A 19,152-nucleotide genomic window follows, 5' to 3' on the forward strand; every position below is an offset into this window, starting at 1 on the left:
CGGTGTTCCGGTGGCCAGCACCCGTGACCCGGCTCGGAGAACCGACGAGGGTTGCCGGGTATCCGACGAACCTCGTGAGAGGAAATATGTGTCCTCCGAATCGACCGAATCGACATTCCAGCGTATCGACGCGGGCCCGCCTGCCCGCCCCGACATCGCCCCCGATCTGAAGACCCCCCTCGAACAGATCCTGCTGCTGCTGTTCCTCGCCGTCCCCCTCCTCGCGGTGGCCCTGGCGGTGCCCGTGGCCTGGGGACACGGACTGGGCTGGCACGACATCGTCATCGGCGGGGTGATGTACCTGATCTCCGGCTTCGGGATCACCGTGGGCTACCACCGCCTGTTCACCCACGGCTCCTTCAAGGCCAGCCGGCCCCTGCGCATCGGCCTCGCCCTGGCCGGCAGCCTCGCCGTCGAGATGAGCGTCACCGACTGGGTCGCCGCCCACCGCCGCCACCACAAGTACTCCGACGCCGCCGCCGATCCCCATTCACCCTGGCGCTTCGGCCGCAGCGCCGTCGGAGTGACCAGGGGCTTCCTGCACGCCCACGTCGGCTGGCTGTTCAACCGCCACCGCACCTGCCCGAAGCGGTTCTGCCCCGATCTGCTCGCCGACCGCGACGTCGCCGCCGTCGCCGCCGCGTTCCCCTGGTGCGTGGCCGCCTCGGTCCTGATCCCACCGGTGGCTGGCGGGCTGTGGAGCATGTCGTGGACCGGCGCGCTCACCGCCCTGTTCTGGGGCTCCCTGGTGCGCATCGCCCTGCTGCACCACGTCACGTTCTCCATCAACTCGATCTGCCACCTCATCGGCGAACGGCCCTTCACCACCCGCGACCAGTCGCGGAACGTCTGGTGGCTGGCCGTGCCGTCGCTGGGGGAGTCCTGGCACAACCTGCACCATGCCGACCCCACCAGCGCCCGCCACGGCGTCCTGCCCGGTCAGGTCGACCCGAGCGCCGCGCTCATCCGCTGGTTCGAACGCCTGGGCTGGGCCCACGACGTGCGCTGGCCGACCGCCGAACGCATCGCGGCCCGCCGGGCCTGCGCCGCCGAGCAGGCCCGCTGACGCAGCCGACCGTCCGGCCAGCCTGCCGTCCGGCCAGCCTGCCGTGGGGCCGGAGCGCCGTTCGGCCGGCCCGGTCAGCCGGCCATCCGCACCTCGCCGCCGGGGGGCCCGGCCGATCCGCGAGGGTCACCGTGCCCGCCGGCCCCCTCCCGGGAGCGGTGCAGGAGGCGTCCCGGCGGCTGCTCGCCCGCGACCAGCCAGTAGCCCCGGTCATGACGCAGACCGACCAGCTGCGGGGGCTGGCAGACCCCGTTCACCCGGTGGGCGTCGAAACCGGTCGTGGCCCCCGCGAACGTGGCATGACAGGTCGGGCAGTGCGCCGCGGTCAGCGCCGTCCACCGGGCGTCGCACCCACCGCAGCCGAGCAGGATGGGACGTTCGTACTCGTTGTCCCGCCCCGCCATGAATCCACCCTTCCCCCGTGGTACGCGCATCCCTCGTCGACGGGGATTCTTACCGCTCCACGTTTCCAACGGGGGCATTTCCGCTTTCCCGGCCACCATGACGGTCCATCTGACCACGGCACCGCGCACCCGGCCAGGCTCGCCCGCCCGGCCACGCGCGCCGGCCCCCCGCCACCGGGCCGGCGCGAACTGTCGGACCCGGTGGTGAGAATCGAACGATGACGCCGGCCAGCCCGTCGCACCCGGCCGCGGGACCACTCGCGGACCTGTGGTCGGGGGAGTTCGCCCCGCGTCAACCCCTGGCGCTCGTGGTCCTCCCAAAAGTCGGGTTCGCCCTGGCCCACCACCTGCCCGCCGGCCCGCCGCCGCTCCCGCCGTCTCACCCGACCAGCACGCCCGTCACCCTGGTGGTGTCCGCGCCCGAGCCGGCCGAGGCCGCCGAACTGGTCGCCGAGATCGAGCGGCGCTGCGCCCCGCGCTGGGTGTGGTGGTCGGCGTCGGCGGCGGTGCCGCCAGCCACCCAGGTGCGCCTCGCCGCCTGCTGGGATCTCGCCGCCGTGCACCGGCTGCTGCACGGCGGGCGCCGTGACGACCCGGCCGCCGTGTGGGCCGCCGCCGCCGGCCTGCCCCTGCCACCCCCGCCGTCCCGACCTCCCGGCCCCGCCGCGCGGGTCGCGCCGGGCCAGCTCGGCCTGTGGGAGGGCACCGGCGACGACCCCGCTGCCCGGCATCGCCTCGACCCCACCGGCGCCGAGGGAATCAGCGCCGGTGGGGGAGTCGACACCCGCGGTACCCGCGAACCCGTCGGCGCTGGCGGACCCCTCGGCGCTGGCGGTGCGTTCAGTGCTGGCGGCGGGTTCGGCCTCGGCGGTGCGGACGGGCCACTGGCGGGGGATGGCCAGCTCGACGCCGGCTGGCTGCACCGGGCCGCCGGGCCCGGTGAGGCGCTGCGCCGCGCCGCCGCCCTCGCCGCGCTCGCGCTGCAGGCCCAGCACCGTCAGCAGGCCGCGCTGAACGGCCTCGCCGACCGGCGCGCCCGCCCCGGCCGGACCAGCCTCGCCGTCCTGACCGCCCGCGCCGAATCCGCCGCGGAGCTGCTCGCCCGCGAACTCGAACGCGACGGCCTGCCCATCGACCGCGCCACCGCCGAGACGCTGCTCGCCGAGATCGTCGGCCCGCCGCCGCGCACCGACGCCGACGAGCTCGCCGCCCGCCGCCGCCGCGACGCCCCCGTCCTCGCCCACCTGCGCGGCCCCGTCGACCTGCGCAACCCCGCCGCCGTGCGAGCCGCGCTGCGCGCGGTGGGCATCGACGTCCCCGACACCCGCTCGGGCCGCCTCGAACCGCTGCGCGACGCCCATCCCGCCGTCGCCGCGCTGCTGGCCTGGCGGCGCACCGAGCGGATCGCCACGACCTACGGCCACCGTTGGCTCGACACCCACGTCGCCCCGGACGGCCGGCTGCGCGGCGCCTGGCACGGCAGCGACGGCGCCGCCGGGCGGATGACCGCCCAGGCCGGCCTGCACAACCTGCCCGCCGACCTACGCGCCGCCGTCGTCGCCGAACCGGGCCGGGTGTTCGTCCGCGCCGACCTCGGCCAGATCGAACCCCGGGTCCTCGCCGTCGTCTCCGCCGACCCCGCCCTCGCCGCGGCCACCCAGGCCGACGACATGTACGCCCCCGTCGCGGCGCAGCTCGGTCGCGACCGCCCGCAGGCCAAGATCGCGATGCTCGCCGCCATGTACGGCCAGACCACCGGCTCGGCCGGCGAGGCCCTGCGCCGGATGCGCCGCGCCTACCCGACCGCGCTGGCCTACCTCGACGCCGCCGACGCCGCCGGCCGCTCCGGCCGCGACCTGCGCACCTACGGCGGCCGGCTCGTCCGCCTCGCCCCCACGCCGCGCCCACCCCGGGGTCTGACCGACCCGGCGCCGCCCGACGAGGCCTCCCCGGCCGCCGGCGGGGTCACCGAGCAGGCCCGCGGCCGCTTCGCCCGCAACGCCGTCATCCAGGGCCCCGCCGCCGAACTGTTCAAGGCCTGGGCGGTGACCGTCCGCGCCGAGCTGCCCGCCCTCGGCGGCGAGATCGTGCTCTGCCTGCACGACGAACTGCTCCTGCACGTCCCCATCGCGCACGCCGAGGCCGCCGCCGACCTGCTGCGCCGCGCTCTTGCCGCCACGGCCGCCTACTGGTCGACGGCCAGCGGGGTCCGGTTCGTCGCCGACGTGTCCATCCTGCACCGCTGGTCCGACGCCGCCCACTGAGCCCGCCGCCCGCCCACCACCCCCAAGATAATCAACGCCGTTGACGAAGGATCGCCTTTCTTAATCAACAAGAAAGGCGATCCGAACCCGCAACCTGGGGGAGCCGAACCGTTCTTTGCGGCCGTTCTTTGCGGCCACGCCCGCCACCTGAGCCGGCGCCCAAGCGTCATCGCAGGGCGGCTGTCCACACCTCGGTCCGGGCCGCCAGATATTCGGAGGTCGCGCGCCAGTAAGGCCCGTCCTCGACCCAGATCCTGGCCCACGGCTGACGCTGCCGTCGGGCGCCATCGCGCAACAGGTTGTACATCGCTCTGGCGCGTCGGCCCAGCATGCTCGCCAACGCCGGCCTCGACGCCTCATCCAAGCCGTAACCGTCAACGACGGTGCGCAACCGCGCCGCCGACTCCGCCACCGGCCGATCGGCCCGCAGACCCGCCATGCTCTGCGCTGCGTACGCAAGATCCCACAACCGGGAACTCGGTGCCGCTCCATCCCAGTCGATCAGCACCCACCCCCGAGCAGACCTCACGAGGTTCCATGGCGCCACGTCGTTCTGGCAGACGAAGTCCTCCCGATCCGGCGGAATGACCCTGTTCCACACCGCGCCGGCCGGCGGCGCGAAGCCGGCGAGTGCCCGGTGCAGGTCCGCCAGCATCCGACCGATCGAGAACAGCTCTGCCACCGAGTACGTGCCCGCCACCGCACCGAGCTCGCCGGGGATGTACTCCAGCACCTGGCGTCCCTGCGCGTCCCGTCCCAGCGGGCGAGGGGCGCCGGTGAAACCCACCGCGTGCAGGTGTTCCAGCAGCGCATCGACCGCGTCCGTCCATGGTCCGACCGGGCGGCGAACAGTCTGACCCACCCGTACCACACCGGTCGTGACATTCCCCGGCAACAGCTCTTCCTCGCTGCTCACCCCAGGACCCTGGCACAGGCAGGACGCGGAAACGAGTCGTTCTGTCATGCCACGATGCTCCGCGGCCCGCAACCGGTTCGGTGACGGCAACCGCACCGACCCGGAAGCGGGATTCGACCACCACGGCCACGCGGCTGTGCCATGATCACCTTCTGTGGCGGCGGCCGACTCGCAGGGCAGCGCCGAGACCGTCTTCGACGGGCGTGCCGCGACCTACAGCAACCACACCTGGCACATCCGCTACGCCGAACGGCTCGTCGAACTCGCCGCCCCCACCGCGGGCATGCGCATCCTGGACGCCGCGACCGGTACCGGGCTCGCCGCGATCGCCGCCGCCCGGGCCGTCGGACCGACCGGACAGGTGGTCGGCGTCGATATCTCCGCAGGCATGCTCGCCCGGGCCCGGCAGGCAATCGACGCGGCCGGACTGACGACCATCGAGCTGGTCAGGGCGGACGCCACCACCCTGCCCCAGTTCGGGGACGGCTCGTTCGACCTGGTCCTCTGCTCCGCCGGCCTGCTCTACCTGCCGGTCCAGGCGGCGCTGGGGGAATGGCGCCGGCTGCTGGCACCCGGTGGGCAGATCGGTTTCTCGACGATGGCGGCGGGTTTCCCCGTCGCGGCCAGAATCTTTCGCGACCATGCCCGCCGCCACGGACTGGCCCTCACCGACCCGGCCACCGCCCTGGGAACGCGGACGCGATGCCATCGGGCACTGCGTGACGCCGGGTTCACCCCGGCGAAGCAGGTGGGGGAGACCATCCGCTTCTCCTCCCGTGACCTGGAACATGCCTGGGAGGCCCACACCCGCGGCCCGCACCACGACGCGATCGCCACCCTCACTCTCGAGCAGGTGGAGATGTTCCAGCGCGACTACACCGAAACCCTGGCCGATCTGCTTCGTACCGACGCAGATCACCTTCTCACCTCTGAAGTGATCTACGCCTTCGGCGGGGGGTAGGCAGCCCGCAGGCGTGCGTCGTCCGCTTGTGAACGGACGCGGTCCGGTGCGAGCTCGTGAGCCTCCGGCGATCGTGGTATTCCGCGGAACCGCCGGCCACGTCTGATCGGCCATCCTCCATAAAGATAATCAACGCTGTTGACGTCACTTCACATAATGATCAACAACAACTCCACCCAGCCATGCAGCTGACCGCCGGGGGAGAAGTCATGATCAACTTGCTCGTGTTGGATGTGATCTTGTGATCTGTCGGCCTTCGGGCTGGATCGAAATCGAAGTCAATCTTCCGGGGGGCGGGCGGCACGAGGTCCGCGGTAGCGGCAGATCCTGTTCGTCGCGGGCCTCCTGCTGGCCGGGAGTCGGGGCGAACGGGGGGAGCGGCCGATCAATCTCTACTTGACATAATGTGCATTATCGGCGCGTGCGGTGGGGTAGTGGTTGCTGGGTTTTTGGCTGTGTGGGTTGGCTTGGTGGGTGACGTGTTCCAGGTGGATGTGCATGCTGGTCGCCGGGTGGGCTGGGTGCTGGAGCTGGAGGTTGGTGATCGTCACGCTGGTGATCGTTGTCGTTGTCGTTGTCGCGGTCCGGTTGCCAGGTTCGAGCGGTCGAGCAGGTCGGCCGGGTGTGCTGGTCGTCGGTGGTGGTGTTTTCTGGTGGGTTACTGAGGGTGGTTGCCTGACTCCCCCGGCGTCGGCGTGGTCTGAGTTGGCGCGCGCCCCGCGTGGCCCCGGTGTCTCGGCGGTGTTCGGGTGGCACCGCCGCCTGGGTACCGGGGCGCTGGATGGGTGCGGTCAGGGGTGGGGCCTGTCCCCCGCGGTGTCGGGGGGTGGGCCGGCGAGGGGCTGGTGGGCGGCGTCGCCGGTGCAGCCGGTTTCCCAGGGCAGGGTGCCGGCGGGGTCACTCCAGATGATCTGGAGGGCGGTGACGGGTGGGCCGTCGGGGTGCTGGTAGGTGGCGTTGGCGTGGAGCAGCAGCTCGTCGCTGGCGGCGGGGTTGAGGGTGAGTAGGTGGTGGCGTCTGGGGGGTGCGAGGTCGTCGAGGGTGGTGTCGGCTGGCGGGGGGTCGCCGGCGCGGATGCGGGTGGCGAGCAGGTTGAGCAGGGCGGCGGCGTCGTGCGGGTGCAGGCCGGCGATGAGCAGTTCGGGGTGGTGCAGCGCGGTGAGGCCGATGGTGTAGGCGTAGTCGGGTTCGCCGGTGTCGGGTTCGGCGAGGACGGCCTGGACGGCCCAGCCGTGGCGGTGGATGGTGTCGCGGATCCAGGCGGCGCGCCGCCGGTGCCAGTCGAACTGCAGTTCGGTTTCCATGGTGTGCCTCCCCCGGGGTCGGTGGCGGGATGGCAGTGACGGTAGGCGGGGGCACCGACAGTTTTTTGGGGGTGCTGGGTCGTCTTGGGTGGCAGGTGGTGGGTGGGCCGGCCGGTGCGTCAGTGCACCGGCGGCGGCCCGGTCCACGGGCTGGGGTGGGTCAGTGGGTGTCGAGGTCGAGGGCGAGGCTGTTCATGCAGTAGCGCTGGCCGGTGGGGCCGGGGCCGTCGTCGAAGACGTGGCCGAGGTGTCCCCTGCAGCGGGCGCAGCGGACCTCGGTGCGGATCATGCCGTGGGAGCGGTCCTCGACGAGTTCGACGGCGTCAGCGACGGCGGGTTCGGTGAAGCTGGGCCAGCCGGAGCCGGAGTCGTACTTGGTGTCGGAGGTGAACAGCGCCGCGCCGCAGCCGCCGCAGCGGTAGGTGCCGGTTTCCTTGCTGTAGGTGTAGGCGCCGGTGAAGGGGGGTTCGGTGGCGGCCTGGCGCAGGATGGCGTAACGCTGGGGTGAGAGTTCGGCGCGCCACTGCTCGTCGGTCTTGGTGACGTCGGCGGCGTCGGGGCCGGTGGGGGTGGCGTGGTCGCTGGTGGTCATGGCGTCACGGGGTCCTTTCTGGGTGGATTCGTCGATGGGCGATGCGACGGGGTGGTGGGGTCACTCCCCCGGTCCGGTGCGGGTCAGGGGGGCGGCGGCGGCGACGCCACCGAGGGCGGCGGTGGCCATGAGGGTGCCGATGGCGGGTGGCAGGTGGCCGCGGGCGGTGGAGGTCGCGAAGACGGAAACGTCGGCGGCGTCGGCGATCATTCCGGCCCACAGCCAGGTGGTGGTGTCGCGGCCGGTGGTCATCGCGGCGAGCAGGCCGGCGCCGAGGGCGAGGTCGCGGATGCCGGCGAGGCGGGCGACCCAGGCCAGGCGGGTGGCGGTGAGTCGGTCGACGCCGGTGATGCGCAGGGTGTCCACGGCGCGGGTGAGCACGAGGGTGCCGACGGTGGCGCGGGTGATGCCGAGGGTGGCCGTGTGCAGGGTGCGGATGGGACGGGTGGGGCGTTTCGCTGTGGGGTGGGGACGCTGCGCGTTCATGATTGTGTTACGGGTCCTTCCTCGGCGGGAACGTCTCGGCTGGCCAGAACGTTGTCGAGGGGTAGTTGCACACGTCTCGACGCTCGGAGGAGTTATATGGGCGAGCGCATCCTGCGGGGAAGCCGTCTCGGTGCAGTGTCCTACGAGACTGACCGCAGCACCGAGCTTGCCCCACGGCAGTCGGCGTCCTACGACTGCCCCAACGGCCACCAGTTCACCATGCCCTTCGCGGCTGAGGCGGAGGTGCCGTCGGTGTGGGAGTGCAAGGTCTGTGGTGGGGCGTCGGTGATCGTCGATGGTGAGCGGCCTGAGCCGAAGAAGTCGAAGCCGCCGCGGACGCACTGGGACATGTTGATGGAGCGCCGGACCACCGATGATCTGGAGGAGGTTCTGGCGGAGCGGTTGGCGGTGCTGCGCGGGACCGGTGAGGGCCGGCGTACCGCGTAGCGGGGCTGTTTGTCGGTGGTTGCGGGGTCGGGCACGGGGATGTGCGTGCCCGACCCTTTGGCATGCCCGGGGTGGCTGTTCTGGGTGATGTGGCGGCTGCGGGGGGTGACGGGTGGGGGTCGGTCTGGTGGTGGTTAGGCGCTGTGGCTGGTGGTGACGTTGTCGGGGTGGTCGGTGGGGATGTCGGGGTTGGCGGTGGGTTGGCGTGGGGTGGGGTTGGCTGGGAGGTGGGGGGTGCGGGGGGTGGGCCGGCGGCGGCGGGTGGTGGCGGCCCACCAGGCGACGCGCCAGAAGGCTTCGGCGACGATGGCGTTGCTCATCTTGGAGGTGCCGCGTTCGCGTTCGACGAAGGTGATGGGGACTTCGGTGACGCGGTAGCCGGAGCGCCAGGCCTGCCAGGCGAGGTCGACCTGGAAGCAGTAGCCCTGGGAGGAGACGCCGGTCAGGTCGCGGTCGCGCAGGACGTCGGCGCGGTAGGCGCGGTAGCCGGCGGTGGCGTCGCGTAGCGGCATGCCGAGGGCGGCGCGGACGTAGATGTTGCCGCCGCGGGAGAGCAGCAGCCGGGTGCGGGGCCAGTTGCGGACCTCTCCCCCGGGTACCCAGCGGGAGCCGATGACGAGGTCGGCGTGGGCGAGGGCGGCGAGCAGGCGGGGTAGCTGTTCGGGCTGGTGGGAGCCGTCGGCGTCCATTTCGACGATGACGTCGTAGCCGTGGTCGAGGGCCCAGGTGAAGCCGGCGATGTAGGCGGTGCCGAGGCCGGCTTTGCCGTCGCGGTGCAGGACGTGGATGTGGTCGTCGTTGTCGGCGAGTTCGTCGGCGATCTTCCCGGTGCCGTCGGGGCTGGCGTCGTCGATGACGAGCAGGTCGACCGTCGGGTTCGCCGCGCGCAGGCGGCGGGCGGTGTCCGGGAGGTTGTCCCGCTCGTTGTAGGTGGGGACGCAGACGACAACGCGGTGGAGATCCACGCGGTTCCTTTCCTGATCGGGGGCCATATCCGTCAGGCCGGCCCGGCGGGCGTCACCGTGGGTGTCGTCTCGTGGGGTCGTGGTGCCTGCGGGGTGGTGCCGGTGTGGTCGGGGTCGCCGGTGGGGCGGGTTCGGCGGCGGATCACTCCCGCCATCATGGCGCCCAGGCCGAGGGTGAGCAGCACCGCCTCGGGGACGATTCCGGCACGGTCGGCGAGGGTTTGGCTGGTGCGTCGGGGCAGGGCGGCGGTGAGGACGCCGGGTTCGTACAGGCCGGTCTTGGCCAGCAGGGTGCCGTCGGGGGCGATGAGGGCGCTTTCGCCGCTGGTGGAGACCTGGACGGTGGCGCGGCCGTGTTCGACGGCGCGTAGCCGGGACATGGCGAGTTGCTGCTGGCTTTCGCCCTTGCGGCCGAAGGAGGCGTTGTTGGTCTGGATGACGAGGATCTGCGCGCCGTGGTCGACGGTGTCGCGGACGAGGTCGTCGTAGGCGACTTCGAAGCAGATGACGTCGCCGATGGTGGTGCCGGCGGCGTGCAGGGCGCCGGGGCTGTGGCCGGGCAGGAAGTCGCTGGGCATCTCGTTGGCGAAGCGGCCGATGAGGCGGGTGAGCAGGGCGCGGCCGGGGNGGNACTCGGCGAAGGGGACGGGGTGTTGTTTGACGTACATCTGGCCGGTGAAGCCGTCGGCGGTCCAGATCATGCCGGCGTTGCGGACGTGGCGGGGGCCGGGGCCGTCGAGGACGGCGCCGACGAGGACGGGGGCGCCGGCGGTGCGGGCGGCGCCGCGCAGGGCGGCTGCGACGGTGGGGTCTCGCTGGGGGTCGAGGTCGGAGGAGTTCTCCGGCCACAGGACGAGATCGGGGGCGGGGCGGCGGCCGGCGGCGACGTCGGCGGCGAGGCGGCGGGTGCCGGCGACGTGGTTGGCGGTGACCTGGAAGGCGCGGCCGAGGGCGTGGATGCCGCCGTCGGCGGGGACGTTGCCCTGGATGGCGGCGACGGTGAGGGTGCCGTGTTCGGCGGTGGTGGGCAGCGGGACGAGCAGGCCGGCGAGGGTGAGGGCGGTGGCGCCGAGCAGGGGTGCGGCGAGGCGTCGCGGTGCGGTGCGCCGGTGGCCGGTGGTGGCGCGGGCCAGGGTGTGGGCGTGGGTGATGGCGAGGGCGAGCAGGGCACCGGTGGCGGCGACGACGGCGGTGAGCAGGGGTGCGCCGCCGAGGGCGGCGAGTCCGGTCAGCGGGCTGTCGGACTGGGTGAAGGCGAGCCGGCCCCAGGGGAAGCCGCCGAAGGGGGCGCGTCCGCGCAGGGCCTCCTGGGCGACCCAGACGGCGCCGGTCCACAGCCAGGGTGCGGGCAGGCGCCAGACGAGGGTGGTGGCGGGGGCGACGAGGGCGAGGATGGCGGCTTCGGCGACGGCGAGGGCGATCCAGGCGTCGGCGCCGACGAAGGAGACGAAGCGCAGCAGCGGCAGGCAGAACGCGAGGCCGAACAGCAGGCCCAGGGCGTAGGAGGCGCGCAGGCGGCGGCCGCGGACGGTGAGGGTGAGCACGGTGACGGCGATCGGTGCGAGCGGCCAGGCGCCGACCGGTGGGGTGGCGAGGTAGAGCAGGGCGCCGCCGAGCAGGGCGGCCAGGGCCGGGGGGGTGCGTCGGCGCAGGGTGGCGCGGCGGCGGGTCCGGCGGGCGGGCCGCTCTTTGCCGGCCTGGCCGGCCTGGTTGGGCTCGGTCCGGTCGGGTTCGGTGGCGGTCGCGGCGGCCGGGGTGGGCGCGGCGGGTGTGGGGGGNGACGGGTCGCTTGCCCGCGGCGGCTCGATGCCGGTCCGGGGCTGGGGCGGGACGGCGGCGGGCTGGGTCGGCGCGGCGGCGGTGTCGCCGGTCGCCTGGGCCGTGGGGCTTCCGGTGGCCGGCGTGGGGGTCACCCGACCAGTTTCTGTCACGCGGGCCGCGCTGACCACGCCGCCCCTGACCCGAAGGGGGCTCGAAGTGTGGTGGCGGTGTGGCCTGGCGGTGGGGTGGGGCTGGTTGGTGGTGGTTCACCTCTCGACGTTATCGAACATCTGTGCGAATATGGGATTGGTTTCGGGGTGGGGGTGAGCGTGGAGTTCAGTGTGGGGTGTCGTGCAGGATGCGGCCGCGCAGCACGGTGCGCCGGCAGCGGGGGGTGGGGCCGGTGAGGTCGGGCAGGCCGGCGACGGCGCCGCGGGGGTCGGTGGACCAGGCGGCGATGCGGGTGTCGGGGGCCTGGACGACGAGGTCGCCGTGGTGGTCCCAGACGGCGTAGGTGGCGGGGTGGCCGGGGGCGAGGATGCCGTGGCCGTCGGTGTCGGCGCGGGCGGCGCGCCAGCCGCCGCGGCTGGCGGCGGTGAAGGCGGCGCGGGCGGAGATGCGGGCGGCGGGGGTGTGGTGGTGTGCGGCGGCGCGGATGGCGCCCCAGGGGTCCAGGGGGGTGACGGGGGCGTCGGAGGAGAAGGCCAGCGTGATGCCGGCGCGGGTCATGGCGGCGTAGGGGTTCATGGCGCTGGCGCGGGTGGGGCCGAGGCGGGTGGCGTACATGCCGTCCTCGCCGCCCCAGCGGGCGTCGAAGGCGGGTTGGGCGCTGACGATGATGCCGAGGGCGGCCAGGCGTGGGAGGTGGTCGGTGGTGGTCATCTCGGCGTGTTCGAGGCGGTGGCGGCCGGCGGCGATGCGGGCGAGTCCGATTGTGGTGGCGGCGGCCTCCAGGCCGGTGAGCACGGTGGTGATGGCGGCGTCGCCGATGGCGTGGAAGCCGGTCTGCAGGCCGGCGTCGGTGGCGTCGAGGACGGCGTCGCGGATGGCGTCGGCGTCGAGGTGCAGGGTGCCGTGGGTGTGGGGGCGGTCGGCGTAGGGGGTGTGCAGGGCGGCGGTGTGGGAGCCCAGGGAACCGTCGACGAAGGCGTCGCCGCCCCAGGCGGCGCCGAGTTCGACGGCGGTGGGCAGGTCGCCGGCCCAGTAGCCGACGATGTCGGGTCCGGTGACGGTGCGGGCGTGGGCGAGCAGGCCGGCGAGGTCGTCGGCGGAGGAGACGTCGGGTCCGGCCATCTCGTGCAGGGCGGCGATGCCGAGGGCGGCGGCGTGGGTGCGGGTGGTCTGCCAGGCGTGGCGGCGCTGGCTGGGGGTCAGGGTGGTGTCGGCGGTGCGGCGGGCGGCGTGGTGGGCGGTGCCGGTGACGAGGCCGTCGGGGTGCCAGCCGGGGTGGGTGGCGGCGTCGGCGGCGGTGGCCAGGGCGGTGGAGATCACGGCGGTGTGCCCGTCGACGCGGGCGAGGTAGACGGGGGCGCCGCCGGTGGCGCGGTCGAGTTCGCCGGCGGTGGGGGGTGTGGGGTCGGCCCAGGTGGTCTCGTCCCAGCCAGTGCCGAAGACGGTGGTGTGCCGGTGGCGGCGGGCGTGGGTGGCCAGGGCGTCGAGGGCGGCGGTGCGGGTGGGGGTGGCGGTGAGGTCGAGGCCGGTCAGGGCGAGGCCGGTGGCGGTGGTGTGAATGTGGGCGTCGACGAAGGCGGGGGTGATCAGTGCGCCGTCGAGGTCGATGACGGTGTCGGCGTCGAGGGTGGCGGCGGTGTCGTCGGAGCCGATCCAGGCGATGGTGGCGTGGTCGGTGAGCATGGCGGTGGCGGTGGGGCTGGTCGGGGTGTGGATGTGGCCGCCCCGGTAGAGCACGGTGCGGCGGGGGGTGTGGGGGTCGGTCACGCTGGTGAGTCTGCCTGCCCGTCGGGTCGGCTGGTCGCCGGGTATGTCTACGCCGTGGTGCCCGTCGAGCCGGGGCGGGCCGCCGATCTTGCCCGGGTGCTGCGCGAGGCCGGTGCCGCCCTCGTGCCCGGCGTCGGGGAGCAGGTCGTGGCGTGCCGGGCGGCGCGGGTCGCGAGTCGAGCGGTGGTTCGGCCCGGGGCGGCGGCACCTGTTCGACGCGGCCCGCGGCGCGGCGCTCACTGGCCGAGTGGCGCTCCCGACCTGTTTCCCGGCTTACCCGGAGGGCGTCGGGTCACAGGGCGGGGGGGCGGCCCTCGTAGGGGGTGGAGAGCACGACCATGGTGCGGGTGGACACGTTCGCCGCGGCGCGGATGCGCTGGAGCAGGATCTCCAGGTCGCCGGGGCTGGCGACGCGCACCTTGAGCAGGTAGCTTTCCTCCCCGGCGACGCTGTGACAGGCCTCGATCTCGACGATGTGGGCGAGCCGGTCGGCGGCGTCGTCGGGTTGGCTCGGGTCGATCGGGGTGATCGAGACGAAGGCGGTCAGGGGCAGACCCACCTGGGAGGGGTCGACCAGCGCCGTGTAGGACGTGATCACTCCACGTTGTTCCAGACGTCGTACGCGCTGATGGACGGCGGAGACCGACAGGCCGGTGGCCCGGCCGAGGTCGGTGAAGCTCATGCGCCCATCTCGGCACAGCATCTGCACGATTCGACGGTCGAGATCTTCCAGCACGATCCGGAGCGTACGCAGGTCGGCGCGGGGCGAGGGAGCTGTTTCTGGTCCGTTGCCTGGTCCCGGTGGGACAGCCGGTACGGTCGGGATCAGGTGTGGGTGGGGCGCGGTCGCGCGGCGCTGCCGTCGTGATGGCGGTGATAAGGGCGTCGGGCGGGGCGGGCGGTCCCGGGGCGTGGGTGGTGTGTGGACGGTCCGGGTGTGTGGACGGTCCGGGGCGTGGGTGGTGTAGGGCGGGGGGACGGACGGGTAGGGGGCGGATCGGTGATGGCGCGAGGTCCGGCGGTGGATCCGGTGGTGAGCGGCCCGGCGCGTGAGCGGGGCGGCGGGTTGTTGCTCGCCGATGCTCCGTCGCTGTACTTCCGGGCGTTCTACGGGGTGCCGCGTGCGGTGCGGGCGCCGGATGGGACGCCGGTCAACGCGGTGCGGGGTCTGCTTGACGTGCTGGCACGTCAGATCGTCGAGATCCGCCCGCGGGGGCTGGTGGCCTGTTTCGACGCCGACTGGCGTCCGGCGTTCCGGGTGGCGTTGCTGTCGTCGTACAAGGCGCACCGGGTGGCCGTGCCCGCCGACCGGGCCGGCGTCTCGGTGGTGGGCGGGGATGCGGTGGTGGGCGGGGACGTCGAGGAGGTCGCCGATGAGCTGACCGTTCAGCTTCCGATCATCGATGCGGTGCTGGACGCGTTCGGGATCGCCCGGGCGGCCGCGGTGGGGTTCGAGGCCGACGACGTCATCGCCACCCTCGCGACCCGCCACCGTGGCGGCGGGGTGGACATCCTCACCGGGGACCGGGATCTGTTCCAGCTCGTCGACGATCATGCCGGGGTGCGGGTGCGCTACGCGGTGGAGAAGTTCGCCGTGGTCGACGAGGCGTCCGTCACCGCCCGCTACGGCATCCCGGGGCGGGCCTACGCCGATTTCGCGGTGCTGCGCGGCGATCCCAGCGACGGGCTGCCCGGGGTCGGCGGCATCGGCGCGAAGACCGCGGCGATGCTGCTGAACCGGTTCGGGTCGCTGGCGGCGATCCTCGCCGCGCTCGACACTCCCCCGGCTCCCCCGGCTCCCCCGGCTTCGGTGGCCGCGGGCGCGCGGGGTGGCGCGCGGGCGGAGGGGATGCCGGTGGCGGCGCGGCGGCGGCTGCTGGCCGCCCGTGACTACCTCGACGCCGCGGTGGGGGTGGTCGCGGTGGTGCGTGACTGCGACGTCGGTGACGTCGACGGGCGGCTGCCGGTCAGCCCGGCCGACCCGCAGGCGGTGCTGGCGCTGAGCGAACGGTGGGGGCTGGCGGGGCCGTGCACGCGGCTGATGTCCGCCCTGGACGCGGTCGGTGCCGGCTGAGCGGCCCAACCCCGCGGCCGGGGTAGGGCGTCGCCCTCCCTCGGGTCGCCCTCCCCCGGGGGAGGGTTTGGACTGCCCCCGTTCGGGGGTCCGCGGCAGCGCCCCACCACGGGGTGGCCCGGTCGTGGCCCCGCGCTGGGGAAGCAGATGGGTGGGGTGGTTGTCCACGTGGCTGGCCGGATCGTGGGGCTGCCCGTCACCGCGCAGGGGGGCGGACGGTAGGTTTCCCTGCGTACCGCGGCCTGGGCACGCACCCGTGATGAGCAGGTTGGCGCCGCGGGGGCGAGGCGTCGCCTAGGGTTGCCCTCCGGATGTGCACCCGCCCATCCGGATTTACGGCGGGTGCGGGTGCCCGAATGAGGGTGTCGGCGGTGACGGCAGCGGAGGTCAGGGTGGGGCTGCGCGAGCGGCTCGCGGGCAGGCGTGTGTTCGTGACCGGGGTGACCGGATTCATGGGCGAGGCTCTGCTGGAACGGTTGCTGTCGGATTTCCCCGACACCTCGGTGGTGGCGCTGGTGCGGCCGCGGGGCAGTCACACGGGGGCGGCGCGGCTGGCGCGGATGCTGCGCAAGCCGGCGTTTCGCCAGTTGCGCGACCGGCTCGGGTCGGCGGGGCTTGCCGAGCTGGTGGCGCGCCGCGTCGAGGTCGTCGAGGGTGACCTGTCGCGGCTGCCGGCGTTGCCCGGCGACATCGACGTCGTCATCCACTGCGCCGGGGAGGTGTCGTTCGACCCGCCGATCGACGACGGGTTCCGGATCAACGTCGGTGGGCTGCAGGAGCTGCTGCGGGCGCTGGCGGCCGCGGGGGCACGTCCGCATCTGGTGCACGTGTCGACGGCGTATGTGGCGGGGCTGCGTTCGGGGCACATCGCCGAGGGGTCGCTGGCCCACGATGTGGACTGGCGGGTCGAGCAGGACTCGGCTTCCCGGGTGCGTCAGCAGACCGAGGACGCCTCACGGTCGCCGGAGAACTCGGCGCGGTTTCGGACGCAGGCGCAGCGGCGGTTCGCCGCAGCCGGGGCGCAGACGGTGTCGGCGGAGGCGGAGAAGCTGCGGCGGGCGTGGGTGGCGCGCCGGCTGGTCGAGGCCGGCGGGCAGCGTGCGCAGGTGCTGGGTTGGACCGATGCGTACACGTTCACCAAGGCGTTGGGGGAACGGTTCCTCGAGGAGGCGCACGGCGATCTGCCGTTGACGATCCTGCGGCCGTCGATCATCGAAAGTGCGTTGGCGCGGCCGTTCCCTGGGTGGATCGAGGGGTTCAAGATGGCCGAGCCGCTGATCCTGGCCTATGGCCGTGGGGAGCTGCCGGACTTCCCGGCCTCCCCGGACGCGGTCGTCGACATCATCCCGGTGGATCTGGTCGTCAACGCGACGTTGGCCGCGGCGGCGACGGTGCCGCCGGTGGACCGTCCGGCCTACTACACGGTGTGTTCGGGGTTCCGTAACCCGCTGCTGTTCCGGGATCTGTATGCCCATGTGCGCGAGTACTTCCTGGCCGATCCGCTGCCGCAGCGGGGCCGGGGGGCGATCGCGGTGCCGTCGTGGCCGTTTGCGGGGGCGGCGGCGGTGGAGGCGCGGCTGCGGCATTCCGAGCGGCTGGTGGGGCTGGCCGGGCGGGCGTTGGCGCAGGTCCCGGCGTCGGCGCGGACGCGGGCGTTGGCCGGGGAGCTGGAGCGGGCGCAGAGCCGGGTGGCGTTCCTGCGTCGCTATTCGGATGTGTACCGGGCGTACACGAAGGCGGAGCTGGTCTACGTCGACGATGCGACGGCGGCGTTGCACGAGGCGTTGGATCCGGCTGACCAGGTGGAGTTCGGGTTCGATCCGGCGTGCTTCGACTGGCGGCACTACCTGCAGCAGGTGCACTGCCCGGCGGTGACGGCGGTGCTGCGCCGTCCGCGTGAGGCCGCGCCGCGCCGGCGGTTGTCGGGGCATCTGGCCGCCGGCGACGGGGTGCTGGCGGTGTTCGATCTCGACGGTGCGGTGGCGAGCGCGACGGTGATCGAGTCGTATCTGTGGATGCGGCTGGCCGACGCGGGGCCGCGTCGGCGTGCGCGGGAGCTGGCGGGGCTGGCGGCGGCGCTGCCCGGGTATGTGCGCGCGGAGCGGCGTGACCGGGGGCATCTGATGCGCGCGGTGTACGCCCGTTATGCGGGGGTGGATCCCGAGGAGCTGGAGCGTCTGGTTGCCGAGGTGGCCGGGGACATTCTGCTGCGGCGGGTGAAGCCGGCGGGGATCCGCCGCGTGCGGGAGCATCGGGCGGCGGGGCATCGCACGGTGCTGCTGACCGGGGCGGTGGAGGTGCTGACCCGGCCGTTCGCGCCGCTGTTCGACGAGATCGTCGCCGCTCGGCTGGAGGTGGGCGCCGATGGGCTGCTCACCGGCCGGTTGGCGTCCTCGCCGCTGGTCGGGGATGCGCGGGCGGCGTATCTGGGTCATCATGCGCGCAGCACGGGTGCGGATCTGGTGGCGTCGTGGGCGTATGCGGACAGCCAGTCGGATCTGCCGTTGCTGCGGGCGGTGGGTAATCCGGTGGCGGTGAACCCGGATGTGGCGTTGCACCAGGTGGCGCGGGGTGCGGGCTGGCCGATCGAGGAGTGGGCGGCGGCGGCGGGGGAACCGCGGCTGGTGGTGGGCAGTCGGGTGGAGCGGGGCTGGCAGGCCGCGGCGGCGCGGGCCCGTGCCGCCGTCGGTGCTGGCAGTGGTGCTGGTGCTGGTGCTGGCAGTGGTGCCGGTGGGGTGGGCGGTGTGGGTGGTGCCGGTGGGGTGGGGGGTGGGGGGTGACTCGCGGGTTGGAGCTGTATGAGTCCCCGGCGCGCCATGTCGCCGCCCGGCTGGTCGCCCAGGCGCCCGGCGGGGCGTTCGCCGGGCTGGGTCGGGCGGTGCCGTTGCGGTATGTGGATCGTGATGATCCGCGGCCGCCGGATGAACGCTGGGTGCGGGTGCGTCCGTCGCTGGCGGGGATCGGCGGGGCGGAGCTGGCGCTGGTGACCGGGCGGGCGTCGGCGTATCTGACGGCGGTGGTCGGGTTGCCGTTCGTGCCGGGACGGGAGGTCGTCGGCCGGGTGGAGCAGCAGGTGACCCTTCCCGACGGCCGGGTGCTGGCCGCGGGTGCCCGGGTCGTCGTCGACCCGGTGGCGCCCCCGGCGCCGCGGGCGGGTGAGGTCGGGGTCGGTGGCGGTGGGTGGAGCCGGGTCATGCTCGCCCATCGCGGTCAGCTTCAGGCGGTGCCCGACGGCCTGCCCGACGAGCGGGCGGTGCTGGTCGATGCGCTGGCCCGCGCCGTGCACACGGTCGACCGGGCCCGGGTGGTGTCCGGGGCGCGGGTGCTGGTCGTCGGTGCGGGGGCGGTCGGGCTGTGCACGGTGCTGGCGTTGCGGGCGTTCACCGACGCCGGGTCGGTGGCGGTCGTGGCGCGTCATCCGCGCCAGGCGCAGGTGGCCGGCCGGTTCGGCGCGGACGCGGTGTTCGACCCGGCCGGGGCGGTTGCCGGGGTGCGCCGCGGCACGCGGGCGCTGCGGGTGACCCCGCCGTCGGGCGGGTCGTTTCTGCTTGGCGGGGTGGATGTGGCGGTGGACGCGGCGGGTAGCGGTGAGGCGCTGGCGACGGCGCTGCGCACGACGCGGGCGGGCGGCCGGGTGGTGGTGGCCGGTATCCCGTCGGATCGGGTGGATCTGACGCCGCTGTGGGCGCGGGGGCTGGAGCTGGTCGGGGCGGCGCGGACCAGCGCCGATCCGGGTGCGGCGGACGTGCTGGCGCGGGCGTGGGAGCTGGCCGCGACCGCGCCGCTGGATGGGCTGGTCACCGGCGGCTATCCGCTGACTCGCTGGCGGGACGCGCTGGCCCATGCGTGGGACGCGGGGCGGCTCGGCGCGGTGCGGGTGGCGTTCGATCCGGCGGCGCCGTCGTGACCCGGGTCGGGCGGACCCGGGCTGGGCGGACCCGGGCTGGGATGGCGGGGGTGGACTGGGCGCACGC

17 protein-coding genes and 1 pseudogene are annotated in these 19,152 nt (G+C 73.9%); 7 read left to right on the forward strand and 11 right to left on the reverse strand.

Going from position 1 to position 19,152, the window contains the following annotated elements:
• The first annotated feature begins 88 nt into the window (after positions 1–88).
• Positions 89–1,066 carry an acyl-CoA desaturase gene (locus FF36_RS01545; protein ID WP_082121588.1) on the forward strand — a complete coding sequence of 326 codons (978 nt, stop codon included), beginning with the start codon at positions 89–91 and terminating at the stop codon, positions 1,064–1,066.
• A 74-nt stretch (positions 1,067–1,140) separates the two neighbouring features.
• On the opposite strand, the gene FF36_RS01550 is transcribed toward FF36_RS01545, so the two are convergent.
• A complete protein-coding gene (locus FF36_RS01550) occupies positions 1,141–1,470 on the reverse strand; it encodes an FDXHR family putative zinc-binding protein (protein ID WP_044883120.1) in 330 nt (109 codons plus the stop codon).
• Positions 1,471–1,688: 218 nt separating this feature from the next.
• On the opposite strand from FF36_RS01550, the gene FF36_RS01555 reads away from it, so the two are divergent.
• Complete coding sequence (locus FF36_RS01555; RefSeq protein ID WP_044883121.1) at positions 1,689–3,734, forward strand: DNA polymerase; 2,046 nt, start codon at positions 1,689–1,691, stop codon at positions 3,732–3,734.
• 166 nt (positions 3,735–3,900) lie between these two features.
• On the opposite strand, the gene FF36_RS01560 is transcribed toward FF36_RS01555, so the two are convergent.
• Entirely contained in the window at positions 3,901–4,650 is a 750-nt protein-coding gene (locus FF36_RS01560; RefSeq protein ID WP_044883278.1) for an aminoglycoside phosphotransferase/kinase family protein, read from the reverse strand.
• Positions 4,651–4,804: 154 nt separating this feature from the next.
• Between FF36_RS01560 and FF36_RS01565 the strand changes: the two genes are divergently transcribed.
• A complete protein-coding gene (locus FF36_RS01565; RefSeq protein ID WP_044883122.1) occupies positions 4,805–5,611 on the forward strand; it encodes a class I SAM-dependent methyltransferase in 807 nt (268 codons plus the stop codon).
• A gap of 392 nt (positions 5,612–6,003) precedes the next feature.
• On the opposite strand, the gene FF36_RS35305 is transcribed toward FF36_RS01565, so the two are convergent.
• From FF36_RS35305 to FF36_RS01580, 4 genes are all read right to left on the reverse strand, one after another.
• Positions 6,004–6,162 (reverse strand): hypothetical protein, encoded by a 159-nt coding sequence (locus FF36_RS35305; protein WP_157871692.1) that lies wholly within the window; start codon positions 6,160–6,162, stop codon positions 6,004–6,006.
• A gap of 240 nt (positions 6,163–6,402) precedes the next feature.
• The gene (locus FF36_RS01570; protein ID WP_052680892.1) at positions 6,403–6,915 is read right to left on the reverse strand and encodes a DUF4262 domain-containing protein; all 513 of its coding nucleotides are present in this window, start codon (positions 6,913–6,915) and stop codon (positions 6,403–6,405) included.
• A gap of 160 nt (positions 6,916–7,075) precedes the next feature.
• Positions 7,076–7,507: a peptide-methionine (R)-S-oxide reductase MsrB gene (gene msrB, locus FF36_RS01575; RefSeq protein WP_044883123.1), complete on the reverse strand. Its 432-nt coding sequence runs from the start codon at positions 7,505–7,507 to the stop codon at positions 7,076–7,078.
• Between the two features lie 60 nt (positions 7,508–7,567).
• Positions 7,568–7,993 carry a hypothetical protein gene (locus tag FF36_RS01580; RefSeq protein ID WP_044883124.1) on the reverse strand — a complete coding sequence of 142 codons (426 nt, stop codon included), beginning with the start codon at positions 7,991–7,993 and terminating at the stop codon, positions 7,568–7,570.
• A 96-nt stretch (positions 7,994–8,089) separates the two neighbouring features.
• Here FF36_RS01580 and FF36_RS01585 point away from each other — a divergent pair, with 96 nt between their 5' ends.
• The gene (locus FF36_RS01585; RefSeq protein WP_009738606.1) at positions 8,090–8,440 is read left to right on the forward strand and encodes an RNA polymerase-binding protein RbpA; all 351 of its coding nucleotides are present in this window, start codon (positions 8,090–8,092) and stop codon (positions 8,438–8,440) included.
• Positions 8,441–8,574: 134 nt separating this feature from the next.
• Here FF36_RS01585 and FF36_RS39850 read toward each other — a convergent pair whose 3' ends face one another.
• The 5 genes and pseudogenes from FF36_RS39850 to FF36_RS01605 all read right to left on the reverse strand — a co-directional run bounded on the left by FF36_RS39850 (position 8,575) and on the right by FF36_RS01605 (position 13,840).
• Positions 8,575–9,405 carry a polyprenol monophosphomannose synthase gene (locus FF36_RS39850; RefSeq protein WP_044883125.1) on the reverse strand — a complete coding sequence of 277 codons (831 nt, stop codon included), beginning with the start codon at positions 9,403–9,405 and terminating at the stop codon, positions 8,575–8,577.
• A gap of 32 nt (positions 9,406–9,437) precedes the next feature.
• Positions 9,438–10,032, reverse strand: a 595-nt coding sequence (locus FF36_RS36755; RefSeq protein ID WP_242422230.1) for an apolipoprotein N-acyltransferase, incomplete at its 5' end; no start/stop codon positions are given.
• Positions 10,033–10,036: 4 nt separating this feature from the next.
• Positions 10,037–11,183 (reverse strand): annotated as a pseudogene (locus tag FF36_RS36760) (apolipoprotein N-acyltransferase); the annotation flags it as partial.
• A gap of 319 nt (positions 11,184–11,502) precedes the next feature.
• Positions 11,503–13,104, reverse strand: coding sequence for an amidohydrolase (locus FF36_RS01600; RefSeq protein ID WP_044883280.1), 1,602 nt, complete (start codon positions 13,102–13,104; stop codon positions 11,503–11,505).
• A 292-nt stretch (positions 13,105–13,396) separates the two neighbouring features.
• On the reverse strand, positions 13,397–13,840 hold the full coding sequence (locus FF36_RS01605; RefSeq protein WP_044883127.1) for an Lrp/AsnC family transcriptional regulator: 444 nt from the start codon (positions 13,838–13,840) through the stop codon (positions 13,397–13,399).
• Positions 13,841–14,107: 267 nt separating this feature from the next.
• Between FF36_RS01605 and FF36_RS01610 the strand changes: the two genes are divergently transcribed.
• The 3 genes from FF36_RS01610 (at position 14,108) to FF36_RS01620 (ending at position 19,085) form a co-directional block, all read left to right on the forward strand.
• On the forward strand, positions 14,108–15,178 hold the full coding sequence (locus tag FF36_RS01610) for a 5'-3' exonuclease (RefSeq protein WP_044883128.1): 1,071 nt from the start codon (positions 14,108–14,110) through the stop codon (positions 15,176–15,178).
• Positions 15,179–15,570: 392 nt separating this feature from the next.
• The gene (locus tag FF36_RS01615; RefSeq protein ID WP_044883129.1) at positions 15,571–17,958 is read left to right on the forward strand and encodes an SDR family oxidoreductase; all 2,388 of its coding nucleotides are present in this window, start codon (positions 15,571–15,573) and stop codon (positions 17,956–17,958) included.
• Positions 17,955–19,085 carry an MDR/zinc-dependent alcohol dehydrogenase-like family protein gene (locus tag FF36_RS01620; RefSeq protein WP_044883130.1) on the forward strand — a complete coding sequence of 377 codons (1,131 nt, stop codon included), beginning with the start codon at positions 17,955–17,957 and terminating at the stop codon, positions 19,083–19,085. The genes FF36_RS01615 and FF36_RS01620 overlap by 4 nt, the downstream gene beginning before the upstream one ends.
• Positions 19,086–19,152: the final 67 nt, after the last annotated feature.

The organism is Frankia torreyi (assembly GCF_000948395.1).
Lineage (GTDB): Bacteria > Actinomycetota > Actinomycetes > Frankiales > Frankiaceae > Frankia > Frankia torreyi.